We start from the raw sequence: 13,190 nt of genomic DNA on the forward strand, positions 1-13,190 counted from the left end.
CGACGCGGGGTCGGTGAGCACACCGGTCGAGGCCGTCCGCGATACCCGTGACCTGCGGCAGCGTGCCGGCGGACGGGCGAGGACGAGTAGGGGAGGCAGCCGTGGTGGGCGACGTTCCGGCGCGGTTGCTCGCCCGCCGTTCCCCGGTGGTGCTGCTCAGCGCGGCCCTGGTGCTGCTGCTGGTCGGCTGGGCCGGGTACGTCTGGCTGCGTGACGAGCGGGTGACGCCGGAGTGCGCGGAGCGGGTGCGGCTGCGGGTGGCCGCCGCCCCGGTGGTCGCCCCGGCGGTGGACCGGATCGCCCGCGCCTCGGTCGGCCGGCAGCCCTGCGTGTCGATCGCCGTGGAGTCCCGGGAGTCCGACGCCGTCGCCGCCGAGCTGGCCGGTGGCGCCGAGGTGGCCGACGCTTGGCTGCCCGAGTCGACGTTCTGGCTGCGGCGGGCCCGTGCCGCCGGCGCCTTCGAGGTGCCCGGGCAGGGCACGTCGGTGGCGAGCACCCCGGTGGTGCTCGCGGTGACCGAGCCGGCGGCCCGCCGGTCGGGCTGGCCGGCCAAGCCGCTGACCTGGGCGCCGCTGATCGGCCCCCGGGCCCGCGCCGGCACGGTCGGGCTTCCCGACCCGGCCGCCGACCCGGCCGGGGTGGCTGCCCTGCTCGGCGTCCGGGGGCTCGCCGTCGGGGAGCGCGATCCGCGCGCGGTGGTGGCCGCGACGCTGCGCCGGCTCGCCGGGCGCACGTTCAGCCCCACCGGTACGCCGGCCGCGCTGCCGCCGGGCGCCGGGCTGCCCGGCCGCTCCGACGCGGTCGCCACCACCGAACAGGCGGTGCTCGGGCACAACGCGCTGGCCGGCGCCGACAAGCTGGTCGCCGCGTACCCGGAGGTGGCGGTGCCCTCGCTCGACCTGCCGTACGCCGTGCTGCCCGCCGCGCGCGACGCCGTGCGGGACGCCGCCGCCGGCTTCCTCAGCGACCTGCTGACCAGCGCCTCCCGCGAGGTGCTGACCGGGTACGGCTTCCGCACCGCCGCCGGCTACCCGCCGGCGATGCCGCGCGACCGTCGCCTCGACCCGGCGGTCCGCGAACCGGTGGCGCTGCCCGCCGAGGAGACGGTCACCGAGATGCTGACCGGGTGGAGCGGCGTGCAGCGCAGCGCCCGGATCCTCACCGTGCTGGACATCTCCGGCTCGATGGCCGCCCGGGTGCCCGGCGGCGGCACCCGGCTCGACGTCACCCTGGGCGCCGCCCGCGAGGGCGCCGGGCTGCTGCTGGACAACAGCGAGCTCGGGATCTGGGTCTTCTCCACCAAGGTCGACGGCGAACGGGACTACCGGGAGATCCTGCCGGTCCGGCCGCTGCGCGCGCAGCGGGCCGCGCTGGCGCAGCGGCTGGCCGAGGTGAAGGTCAAGCCTCAGGGCGGCACCGGCCTGTACGACTCCACCCTGGCGGCCTACCGGGAGGCCCGGCGGCACTGGACCCCGGGCCGGATCAACCTGGTGCTGGTGATGACCGACGGGCGCAACGAGGACGCCGAGGGCATCGACCGGAAGAAGTTCCTCGCCGAGCTGGCCGCCATGCAGGACCCGCGCAAGCCGTTGCCGATCGTCTTCGTCGGCCTCGGCCCGGACGTCGACCCGGACGAGCTGAACGCGATCGCCAAGGTCACCGGCGGGCAGGTCTACCGCACCGACCAGCCGAAGGGGATGCGGCAGATCTTCTTCACCGCCCTGGCCAAGCTGAGCTGCCTGCCCCCGGAGTGCCGCCGGTGACCGCGGCCCCGGCGCGGCGGGTGCTGGACCGGATCGTCCGGCCCGTCCGCGAGGCCCCCGCCACCGCGCTCAGCCTGCTGCTGCTCACCGTGCTGGCGTTCGCGCAGCGCCCCGGCCAGGTCACCTTCGACACCAAGCTCGACCTGGCGGCGAACCCGCTGCACTTCATGGCCCGGGCGCTGCACCTGTGGAACCCGGAGGCCACCTCCGGCGAACTCCAGAACCAGGCGTACGGCTACCTGTTCCCGATGGGGCCGTTCTTCGGCGCCGGGCAGCTGCTCGGCATGCCGCCGTGGATCACACAGCGGCTCTGGTGCGCGGTGCTCTTCTGCGCCGCCTTCTACGGCCTGCTGCGGTTGGCCCGCGCCTTCGCCATCGGCACCGAACCGACCCGGTACGCCGCCGCGCTCGGCTACGCGCTGGCGCCCCGGATGCTCACCGAGATCGGCGCGCTCTCCTCGGAGGTCCTCTCCGCGGCGATGCTGCCCTGGGTGCTGCTGCCGCTGGTCCAGGTGAAGCGGATCGGCTCGCCGCGCCGGGCCGCCGCGCTCTCCGCGCTGGCCGTGCTCGGCATGGGCGGCATCAACGCCGCCGTGGTGCTGCTGGCCCTGGTACTGCCCGGGGTGTGGCTGCTCACCCGCCGCTGGGACGCCGCCCACCTGCGGCTGGTCGGTTGGTGGTGCGTCTGCGTCGTCGGGGTCTGCCTCTGGTGGATCGTGCCGCTGCTGCTGCTCGGCCAGTACAGCCTGCCGTTCCTCGACTACATCGAGTCGTCCACCACGACCACCGCCGTCGCCTCGCTGTTCCAGGCGGTACGCGGCACCAACCAGTGGGTGGCGTACATCGTCCAGGGCGACCCGTGGTGGCCGGCGGGCTGGCTGCTGATCGACCACCCGGCGCTGATGGCGCTCACCGCGGTGGTGGCGCTGGTCGGCCTGGCCGGGCTGGCCGGCAACCTGCTGCCCGAGCGGCGGTTCCTGGTGCTCGGCTTCCTGGCCGGGCTGACCCTGCTCACCATGGGCTACGTCGGCAGCCTGGACAGCCCCCTCTCCGAGCAGGTCCGCGACCTGCTGGACGGCCCGCTGGCGCCGTTCCGCAACGTGCACAAGCTGGAACCGGTGCTGCGGCTGCCGCTGATGCTCGGCTTCGCGCACGGCGTCGACGCCTGGATCACCCGGCTGCACACCGCCGCCCGTCGCCGCCGGCCAGGGCTGCGGCTGCGCCCGGTGGTGTTCGTACCGGTCCTCGCCCTGGTCCTGGGCGCGGCCGCGCCGGCCTGGACCGGGCTGCTGCGCCCCGGCCCCGGTTGGTCCGACCTGCCGCCGCACTGGCGGGCCGCGGCCACCTGGCTCGCCGACCGGGACGCGCTGGCCCGCACGCTGGTGGTGCCCGGCTCCGGCTTCGGCCAGTACGACTGGGGTCGCACCATCGACGAGCCGTTGCAGTCGTTGGCCGGGGCGCCCTGGGCGGTGCGCCACCAGATCCCGCTCGGCTCGATCGGCAACATCCGGATGATGGACACCGTCGAGACGGTGCTGGCCGGTGGGCGCGGCTCGGCCGGGCTGGCCGACTTCCTGGCCCGCTCGGGCTTCCGGCACCTGCTGCTGCGCAACGACATCGACCGTACGCAGATCGACGCCCCGCCGGTGGCGGTGCTGCGCCGGGCGCTCGCCGGGTCGCCGGGGATCACCCGGGTGGCCACCTTCGGCAGCACCGACGCGGTCGGCCGGGCCGCCGGCAGCCCGGTCGACGACGACGCCGGCCCGCTGCCCGCCGTCGAGGTGTTCGAGGTGGAGCGCCCGGTGCCGGCCGCCTCGGCGGTGCTCACCGCCGACGTGCCCACGGTCAGCGGCGGCCCCGAGTCGCTGCTGCCGCTGCTCGAGCAGCGGGTGGTGGAGCGGGACCGGCCGGTGGTGCTGGCCGGGGACCGGCCCGACGCCGACGTGGGCGCCACCGGCGAAGAGTGGATCGTCACCGACGGCCTGCGCCGCCGGGAACGGGACATCGGCCGGGTACGGGACAACCTCAGCCAGACCATGACCGCCGCCGAGTCGGGCCGGCAGGGGCGGGTGGCCCTCGACCTGCTGCCCTTCGGTGGCCGCCGGCACCAGACGGTCGCCACCTACCAGGGACTGCGCGAGGTCAGCGCCTCCACGGCGGCCAGCTTCGTGGACAACCTGACCCCGGCCGACCCGTCGCACCTGCCGTTCGCCGCCGTCGACGGCGACGCCGGCACCGCCTGGCACTCCGCGGCCCTGGCCGGGCCGGTGGGGCAGTGGCTCCAGCTCGACCTGGACACCCCGCGCGAGGTCCAGCAGGTCTCGCTGGCGTTCGTCGACGACCTCGGGGTCGGCTGGCCGGTGACCCGGTTCCGGATCAGCACCGACCGGGGGTCGGTCGACCACGACGTCGCCGCCGGCCTCGGCGCGCAGACGTACTACACCCTGCCCGGAGCCACCAGCACCATCCGGATCACCGTGCTGGCGGTGGCCGACAACCGGCTCGACGGCGGGGTGGGCATCCGGGAACTCAGCGTCCCCGACGTCACACCCCACCGGGCGCTGCGCGTGCCGACCGACCTGCCGGGCACCGGCACCGGGCCGGTCTCCTGGTCGTTCAGCCGGGGTGCCGGCGACCGGCCGGCGTGCTTCCCCGCCGACGCGCCCGAGGGCGACCCCCGCGCGGTCCCGGCCGGCTCCGACGCCGTGCCGGCGGACTCCGAGGTCGTGCCGGTCACGCGGGCCACGACCGGCGTCCGGCCGGCCGGCACCGTGGTGCGCTGTGACCGCTTCCTGGCCCGGGTCGGCGAGGAGCCGCTCGGGGTGGATCGGGTGTTCCGCAGCAGCACGGCGGGCACCTACCGGCTGACGGTCACCGCGGTGGCCCGCCCCGGTGGCGCGGTGACGCTGGCCGGGGCGTCGGTGACCGCCGGCGCCTCGTCGTACCTGGCCGGCGACCCGTCCGTGGCCCCGTACGCGGCGGTCGACGGGGACCCGGGCACCGCCTGGCTCGCCGGCACCGGCGACCTGCGACCGACCCTCACCCTGCGCTGGCAGGGGCAACGCCGGATCGACCGGCTCCGGCTGCGCCCGGCCGACCTGCCGATCGGCTCGCCGCCCACCCGGGTCGAGGTGCGCGCCGGCGGCCGTACCCAGCTCGTGCCGGTCGCCCCGGACGGGCTCGTCCGCTTCGCCGCGGTGCGGACCGACCGGGTGGAGATCGTCGTGCGGGAGGCCACCGACCGGGTGGCGGACCGGCGCGGCAACGGCTGGACCGCGACGGCCGGCATCGCCGAGGTGGAGATCCCCGGGCTGACGATCCGGCCGCTGCCCGCCGGCACCCGGATCTCCGCCCCGTGCGGCACCGGCCCCGCCGTGGAACTCGACGGCTTCCGGTACGACACCGCGGTCACCGGCACCCTCGGCGACGTCGTCGCCGGGCGGCCGATGCCGGTCACCCTCTGCGGGGAGACCGGCGCGGTGACCGACCTGCCGGCCGGCGGCCACCGGTTGGCCAGCTCGCCGTCGCGCGGCTACGTGGTGCAGGACGTGACCCTGCGGCCGGCCGGCCCGGCGGTCGCCGCGCCCCGGCACCGCGACGTGTCGGTGCTCGACTGGGCGCCGACGCAGCGCCGGGTCCGGGTCGCCGCCGGGGAGAGCGCGCTGCTGGTCGTACCCGAGAACGCGAACGCCGGGTGGACGGCCACCCTGGACGGACGGGAGTTGCCGGCCACCCGGGTCGACGGGTGGCAGCAGGCCTGGGTGCTGCCGGCGGGAGCCGGCGGCGAGGTGCGGCTGGAGTTCGCCCCCGACCGGGCCTACCGGGGCGGTCTGGCGGTGGGCGCGCTGACCGCGCTCGGCGTGCTGCTGCTCGCCGCCTGGCCGGCCCGGCGGCGGCCGGAGGACGCATCCTCGCTGCCCGCCGAGAGCGCGCCCTGGTTCGTCGGGACGCTGCTGGTGGTGCTGCTCGCCGCCCTCGGCGGGGTGCTGCCGGTGGCGATCGTGCTCGCGGCGATGCTGCTGCGCCAGCTCGCCCGCCGGGCGCTGCCGGTGGTGGTCTTCGGCGGCCTGACCGTGGCCACGGTGGTCGCGGTCGCCGGCCGGCTGCGCGGGCACGGCCAGGAGTGGGCGTACGGGACGTGGGTGCAGGCGGCGATGCTGGTGGCGATCGGCGCGGTGGTCGCGGCGGTGGTCCCGGTCCCGGGCGCGGTCCCGGCGACCCCCGGGCCGCCGGCACCGACCGACCCGGACGTGCGCGGTGGGACGCCGGGTGGGTCGGCGACGGGCGATGACGGGGCGGGTGCGACAGTTCCGGCGGACGGTGACCGGCCGACCGCCGGTGAGGACGAGGACGGGACGGTAGTGCGATGACCGTTGAACAGGGACCGGCAGCCCGCCGCCGGTTCGCCACGCTGGGTCGTTCGGTGGCCCTGTTCCGGGCCTTCCTGGTCGAGCAGACCGACCCGGACCACTTCTACGGCCTGCTGGCCGACGACTCGGTACGCCAGGTCTCCGGCTACACCGGCCTGTCCGGGCGGACGGTGCTCGACGTGGGCGGCGGGCCGGGCTACTTCGCGCAGGCGTTCCGCGCCGCCGGCGCCCGCTACGTGGGCCTCGACCCGGACGTCGGTGACTTCTCCGCGGCCGAGTCCTCGGCCGGGATGCTGCGCGGCAGCGGCACCGCGCTGCCGGTGCGCAGCGGCAGCGTCGACGTCTGCTTCTCGTCGAACGTGCTCGAACACGTCTCGGAGCCGCACCGGATGCTCGACGAGATGGCCCGGGTGACGAAGCCCGGTGGCGTCCTGTTCGTCTCGTTCACCCCGTGGCTCTCCCCGTGGGGCGGGCACGAGACCGCGCCCTGGCACTACCTGGGCGGGCAGCGGGCCCGGCGGCGGTACGAGCGGCGCAACGGACGCCCGCCGAAGAACCGGTTCCGGGAAACGCTCTTCCCGGTCTCGATCGCCGACGCGCTGCGCTGGGCCCGGGGCAATCCGGAGGTCGAGGTGCTGGACGCGCTACCGCGCTATCACCCCTGGTGGGGCCGGTGGATCGTCCGGGTTCCCGGGGCGCGGGAGATCGGCTCGTGGAACTTCCTGCTCGTGCTGCGCCGGACCGGTGAACGGCCGGAGGTTGCCGGGCAGGCGGAAAAAGTTGGGCTGACCGGGGGTCGCGTCCAGATGTGACCAGGTAGTAACCTCGCGGCCATCCCACTGATCGACAACGACGAAATTGAGCTCCTCCAGGGAGGAAACATGAAGCACCGCGCCATCGGTGCCGTGCTGTTCGGGGTCGGCGTACTGCTCCTGGCGCTGGCCGCCGGGCTGGTGTTCGTCGTGACCCCCGCGCTGACCAAGCTCCCCTACGACCTGAAGGCAGCGACGTCGGTGGCGGAAGCCTCCGGTGCGACGTTCCTGCAGATCAACAACGGGTCCATCAAGATCAACAATGGTGACCTCAGGTCGACCGTCCGGGTCAACCAGCTCAAGGACGAGACCGCGAAGCTGGGCGGCGACCTCGACGGCAAGGCCGTGGTGTGGCAGGTCGGTCAGACCGTCGACCGGGTCGACAACAAGGAACTGGTCAGCGCGTACGGCGCCAAGCTCGCCATGGACCGGGTCTCCGGCGAGGCGCTGAAGTGGCAGGGCCAGTGGCTCGACGACACCGGCCAGCGCGACACCGGGGTCCAGTTCGCCGGCCAGATCTACAAGTTCCCCTTCAACACCGAGAAGCGGGACTACAAGATCTTCGACCGGGACATGCGCCAGGTCCGCGACGCCAAGTTCTCCGGTACGGAGAACATCAAGGGCATCGAGACGTACCGGTTCGAGCAGGTGATCACCGACGAGCCGCTGAACCTCGACCCGAGCCGGCTCACCGCGCTGCTGGCCACCTTCGCCCCGGGCGCGACCGACGCCAAGCTCGTCTACAGCAACCAGCGCACCGTGTGGGTGGACCCGGTGACCGGGTCGTACATCAAGGTGCGCGAGGTGCAGAAGAAGGTCCTCACGCCGAACGTCGGCGCGCCAACGACGCTGCTGGACGCCGACTTCACGTACAACGACGCGACCATCACCGCCTCGGCCGACCGGGCCAAGGAGAGCCGGAACAGCCTCCAGCTGATCAGCGTCTACGTCCCGGTGGGCTTGGCCGTGCTGGGTCTGGTGCTGATGATCGGCGGCCTGCTGGTGGCCCGCCAGGGTGCTGTCGTCACGGCCGGCGAGGCGCGGCACCGCGCGGACGTCCCGCCGGCCCCGACCCGGTACGACGAGCCGGTCGTGGACGAGGAGCGGCCGACCGCCGAGCAGCCCGCCGTGGACCGCGAGGGCGGCCCGCTGAGCGACGAGATCCCGCCCGCGTCGACGAACTGGCGCGCGGACGACGAGCCGACGGTGCCGACCCAGCGGCCGGCGTCGGACGAGCGGGAGAAGCACTGACGCGGTAGCAATCCGAAGAGGGCGGGTCGATTCGTCGACCCGCCCTCTTTTCGCGTTCGCGTCGTCACGCTCAGCACTTGTTACTTAATCGTAACTTGTCGATGGTTTGACTGCGCTGAGTCACTGGCCTGGCGTCGGAATGCCCTTTTTGGAAGGTTGATCCGAACGTGGATCCGGGGTGTCGTTCCACCGTCGGTGACGGCAGTCGATCACCGGGTGGTCCACAAGTTACGGGACCGTAGGTGGGGTCTTGTGACCCACGCCTCAGCGGGTGCACCATCATGCGCACGTTCGTTACCCGCCGGTAACAGGTGACACGGCCCGGCCCGCAACGCCCCCCGTCCACCGACCGGCACACCACCCCGAAGAGCACCGCCCCTCATCCAGGAGGAACCCGTGCAGGATCGGATCGAGAACCCGGGACGTACCCGGTGGCGGCGTTTCGCCGCGATGATGGTGCCCGCGGCGGCCGCCGCCGGCGCTGTCCTGTTCGGCATGCAGTCCGGCGCCATCGCGTCCGACATCACCGTCTCCGGCCAGACCTTCAAGATCGGTGCTGAGCGCCTGGAGGGCGACGGCTTCACGCAGTACGGCGGCATCGTCAAGGAGAAGGACGGCAAGGTCCACCCCGTCGCCCTCTCCGAGATCAGCCGCGCCGAGCTGTACAAGCTCTGCCAGTCGGTCCGGGCCGACCTGCCCGGCCTGCCGGTGGTCCTCACCATCAACGCCGGTGACGACAAGCCGGCGACCGCCAAGGACATGCTGATCGCGATGGACAGCCTGGACGGCAACGCGACGTTCACCAACATCAGGATCGGCCGCGACGCCACCGACCTGAACGCGTCGGCGCGGGCCGGCTCGTTCGGCCAGGACGCCCAGCACGTCACCATCACCGGCCTGAAGCAGGTGTCCCGCTACACCACGGCGGCCACCTTCAACCTGACCGGTCTCCGGCTGAAGGTCAACGTCGGGGACGCCGCCAAGGGCAAGGAATGCTTCTGAGCTGAAGCGTGGCCCACGGCGGGCACGCGCCGCGGGCCACGTCCCTGTCCCTCGTTCCCCCGCTCCGCCAGGAGGAGGAGTACGTGACAACCGCCGATCCGCAACACGTCCGCGCCGGTGGCCTCGGCCGGGCCTGGCGGGGGTTCCGCCGCTGGCGGCGGACCCGGCCGTTCTGGGGCGGCCTGTTCACCGCGCTGGCCGGGGTGGAGATGTTCGCCTCCACCCGGATGACGCTCAACGGCCTGAGCTTCCACTCCGGAGCCACCGGGCTCTACTCGCTGCTGATCCCCGTCATCCTGCTCACCTGCGGGTTGCTGCTCTGGTTCAGCCCGGGGCAGCGGCTCTTCTACTCGATCGTCGCCGCGGTCACCACGATCTACTCGCTGATGGGTCTCAACCTCGGCGGGTTCTTCGTCGGCCTGCTGCTCGGCATGGTGGGCAGCGCCCTCGGCTTCGCCTGGACGCCGCTGAAGTCGACCGACGCCCCCGCCACGGCGGTGGACGCCCCGGGTGCCGAGGACCGGGACACCGCCGGATCCGACGACCCCACGCTGGCGGACGAGTTGCTCCCGACCCTGCCCCACCAGCGCGGCGACGCGCCGGCGTACGAGCAGGAGCGGCCCGCCCCGGCTCCCGCCGGCTACGACGCCCCGCCGGCCGGGCCCCGCGACCCGCGCTACCTCGCCGTGGCGCTGGTGGTGCTCGGCCTCTCCGCCGCCGGGCTGGTCGCCACCCGCCCGTCGCCGGTGCAGGCCGCCCCGGCGGTCCCCGCTCCGGCCGCGACCACCACCTGCCCGTCCGTGCCGGCCGCCACCCCCTCCGCCACCCCCGGCCGGAGCGCGCCGGCCGCCACGCCGTCGGCCAGCCCGAGCCCGTCGCCGACCCCCACCCGCGACGGCGGGGTGCTCGGCGACATCCTGCGCGGGATCGGCGACCTCTTCACCGGAAGCGGGCGCGAGGAGCCGAGCGCCAGCCCCTCGGCCAGCCCGACACCGAGCGCGAAGGCGGCCGCGCCGACCGCCAGGCCGACCCCCACCGGTCGGACGTCGAGCCGCACCGGCTGCGCGCCGAGCCGGCCGAGTCGGCCGAGCCGGCCCGGCCAGGTCGAGCCCGGCAAGCTGCTGCCGCGGATCGCCCCCGAGCCGGGGCAGCCGAAGGTGGCCCAGCGGCCGTCCAAGTTGACCGGTTCCTCGGTCACCATGAGCTCGTTGCGGTTCGAGGGGATCGTCGACCTGCCGACCGCGAACGGCACGCTCAAGGCGCTGAAGTTCAGCATGAGCAAGGCGGTCACCGACGACTTCAAGCTGGTGGCGGACGGCCCGGCGGGGCGCAACCAGCAGTACGTCACCGACCGGCTCACCGTGCAGGGCGACGTGGCGTTCTACGCCACCCGCTTCGTCGGTCGGCTGCTCGGCATCAAGATCACGCTGACGCCGGACCTGCCGTTCCCGGACGGCATCCCGGTCACCCTGCCGATCTCGGTCACCTTCACCGACCCGGTGATCGACCTGGCGTTCGTCGACTGCCGCACGCTGACCGCCCGGCCGGCGCTGAAGCTCAGTCTCCCCTGACCTGCGTCCCACCACCCCTGGTGGCCGGGGGCGGGTCGTCCCGCCCGCCCCCGGCACCGCACTCAGAGGCGGGCCAGCGCCTTGCGCAGCGGGTCGAGCCCCAGCGAGCCGAGGTCGAGCGCCTGCCGGTGGAACTCCTTGAGGTCGAAGTCGGCGCCCTTGCGGGCCTTCGCCTCCTCGCGGGCCTGGAGCCAGATCCGCTCGCCCACCTTGTACGACGGCGCCTGCCCCGGCCAACCCAGGTAGCGGTTGAGCTCGAAGCGCAGGTTCTCGTCCGGCACCCGGCAGTGCGCCCGCATGAACTCCCAGCCCAGCTCCGGCGTCCAGCGCTCGCCCGGGTGGAAGTCGAACGGGTTGTCCTTCGGGATCTCCAGCTCCAGGTGCATGCCGATGTCGACGATCACGCGGGCCGCCCGCATGGCCTGCCCGTCGAGCATGCCGAGCTTGTCGCCCGGATCCTCCAGGTAGCCCAGGTCGTCCATCAGCCGCTCGGAGTAGAGCGCCCAGCCCTCGCCGTGCCCGGAGACCCAGCAGAGCAGCCGCTGCCAGCGGTTGAGCAGCTCGGCCCGGACCGCCGTCTGCGCCACCTGGAGGTGGTGCCCCGGCACGCCCTCGTGGTAGACGGTGGTCACCTCTCGCCAGGTGGAGAAGTCGGTGATGCCCTGCGGCACCGCCCACCACATCCGCCCGGGGCGGGAGAAGTCCTCGCTCGGCCCGGTGTAGTAGATCGCCCCGTCACTGGTCGGCGCCAGGCAGCACTCGATCCGGCGGACCTGCTCCGGGATGTCGAAGTGGGTGCCGTGCAGGTCGCTGATGGCCTTGTCGGCCAGCGCCTGCATCCAGTCCCGGAACGCCTCCTTGCCCTGGATGGTCCGGGCCGGGTCGGCGTCGAGCGCCGCCACCGCCTCGTCGATGGTCGCGCCCGGGCCGACGATCCTCCCGGCCAGCGTCCGCATCTCGGCCTCCAGCCGGGCCAGCTCCGCGAAACCCCAGGCGTACGTCTCGTCGAGGTCGACCTTCGCGCCGAGGAAGTACTGGGAGGCCAGCTCGTACCGCTCCCGGCCGGCGGCCTGCTTGTCCCGCCCCTGCGGGGCCAGCTCGGTCCGGAGGAACTGGCCGAACTCGGCGGTGGCGGCGGTGGCGGCCGCGGCGCCCCGGCGCAGGTCGGCGCCGAGGGTGCCGTCCGCGCCGAGCCGCTCCACCAGGCCGTGGAAGAAGTTGTCGCCGTTCGGGTCGGTCCAGACGTCGCACTGCTTGGCCACCTCGACCAGCTGCACCTTCGAGCTGATCCGGCCGGCGGCGGCCGCCTCGCGCAGGGTGGTCTTGTAGCCCTCCAGCGTCGTGGCGAACCGGTTGAGCCGGGCGGCGACATTGGCCTGGGCGGCCTCGCCCTCGGTCGGCATCAGGTCGAAGACCATGCGGATCTCGTGCAGCCCGCTGGCGATCACGTTGACCTCGCTGGTCACCTCACCCGCGTCGTACCGGGCGAGGTCCAGGCCGAGGCGTTCCTGCATGGCCTCCTTGGCCGTCCGCTCGGTCTCCGTGTCCGGCTCGGTCACGTCGAGGTCGGCGAGGGTGCGCCGGGTCAGCTCGGCCCGGGCCTCGTAGCCGGCCGGGGAGAGGTCGTCGAGCTGGTCGTCGTAGCCGGCGATGCCGACGTAGGTGGCGCCGGTCGGGCTCAGCGGGGCCCAGTCGGCCACGTAGCGGTTCGCGAGGTCATCGATTCGTCCCACGCTGCGACCCTACGTGACCGACCGGCCCTGATGTCGAGCGTGTTTGGCGTGTTCGGGGCAGCAGTCGCGCCGGGTCGACGTCGATCGGGAACGGCGACCGGGCGCGCAGCCGCTGCCCGCCGACCGCCCGCGCGGTGCGCACGTAGTGCCCGTCGCCGTCGAGGCCGAACAGCTCCACCGCCACCCGGCGCAGCCGGCCGCCGATCTCCACCCGCATGAAGTACGGCACGCCGCCCTCGGCGCAGCGGCGCCACTTGTCCGCCCCGTCCGGCGCGGGTCCGCCGGGCCGGACGAACTCCACGGCCAGGGCGCAGAGCTGCGCCGGCACCCACCGTTCCTCCTCGTCGGTGGCGGGGAAGGTGTGCAGCACGGTGACGTCCGGCTGGATCCAGCAGGTCGGCGAGAAGGTCAGGTTGACCCGGCCGAGCACGTGCCGGCCGGCCGCCTCGGCCGCCGGCACCAGGGCGCTGGCCAGGCTCGCCATCGCGATGCTCTCGGTGGCCGGCGGGAACGGGGTGACCACCAGCCGACCGTCGACGCACTCGTGCCGCGCGCCGGCCAGCTCACCGACCCGCAGGTGGCGTTCCGCGCGCTGCACCGTCCACCCGCCGTCGAGGTCGAGCACCGGATCCGACCCGCGCGTCAGCAGCATCAACGCCTCACCCCTCCCGGCTGATCAACGACGGTG

General features: G+C 74.1%; 8 protein-coding genes. 6 read left to right on the forward strand and 2 right to left on the reverse strand.

What is annotated here, in order from left to right; all coding sequences use genetic code 11:
- The first annotated feature begins 101 nt into the window (after positions 1-101).
- From FHX75_RS17680 to FHX75_RS30845, 6 genes are all read left to right on the forward strand, one after another.
- Entirely contained in the window at positions 102-1,763 is a 1,662-nt protein-coding gene (locus tag FHX75_RS17680) for a substrate-binding domain-containing protein (protein ID WP_154941256.1), read from the forward strand.
- Positions 1,760-6,133: an alpha-(1->3)-arabinofuranosyltransferase gene (locus FHX75_RS17685; protein WP_211364492.1), complete on the forward strand. Its 4,374-nt coding sequence runs from the start codon at positions 1,760-1,762 to the stop codon at positions 6,131-6,133. Before FHX75_RS17680 ends, FHX75_RS17685 begins: the two co-directional genes overlap by 4 nt.
- Complete coding sequence (locus FHX75_RS17690) at positions 6,130-6,945, forward strand: class I SAM-dependent methyltransferase (RefSeq protein ID WP_154941257.1); 816 nt, start codon at positions 6,130-6,132, stop codon at positions 6,943-6,945. Before FHX75_RS17685 ends, FHX75_RS17690 begins: the two co-directional genes overlap by 4 nt.
- Positions 6,946-7,014: 69 nt before the next feature.
- Positions 7,015-8,196, forward strand: coding sequence for a cell envelope lipid trafficking protein PgfA (pgfA, locus tag FHX75_RS17695; protein WP_154941258.1), 1,182 nt, complete (start codon positions 7,015-7,017; stop codon positions 8,194-8,196).
- A gap of 396 nt (positions 8,197-8,592) precedes the next feature.
- Positions 8,593-9,198 carry a DUF6230 family protein gene (locus tag FHX75_RS17700; RefSeq protein ID WP_154941259.1) on the forward strand — a complete coding sequence of 202 codons (606 nt, stop codon included), beginning with the start codon at positions 8,593-8,595 and terminating at the stop codon, positions 9,196-9,198.
- A gap of 83 nt (positions 9,199-9,281) precedes the next feature.
- Positions 9,282-10,769 (forward strand): DUF6114 domain-containing protein, encoded by a 1,488-nt coding sequence (locus tag FHX75_RS30845; protein WP_170285393.1) that lies wholly within the window; start codon positions 9,282-9,284, stop codon positions 10,767-10,769.
- A gap of 62 nt (positions 10,770-10,831) precedes the next feature.
- Here FHX75_RS30845 and FHX75_RS17710 read toward each other — a convergent pair whose 3' ends face one another.
- Both FHX75_RS17710 and FHX75_RS17715 read right to left on the reverse strand, forming a co-directional pair.
- Positions 10,832-12,502: a DUF885 domain-containing protein gene (locus FHX75_RS17710; RefSeq protein ID WP_154941260.1), complete on the reverse strand. Its 1,671-nt coding sequence runs from the start codon at positions 12,500-12,502 to the stop codon at positions 10,832-10,834.
- Positions 12,486-13,154 (reverse strand): Uma2 family endonuclease, encoded by a 669-nt coding sequence (locus tag FHX75_RS17715; RefSeq protein WP_154941261.1) that lies wholly within the window; start codon positions 13,152-13,154, stop codon positions 12,486-12,488. Before FHX75_RS17715 ends, FHX75_RS17710 begins: the two co-directional genes overlap by 17 nt.
- Positions 13,155-13,190: the final 36 nt, after the last annotated feature.

It is taken from the genome of Micromonospora palomenae (assembly GCF_007829925.1).
Classification (GTDB): domain Bacteria; phylum Actinomycetota; class Actinomycetes; order Mycobacteriales; family Micromonosporaceae; genus Micromonospora; species Micromonospora purpureochromogenes.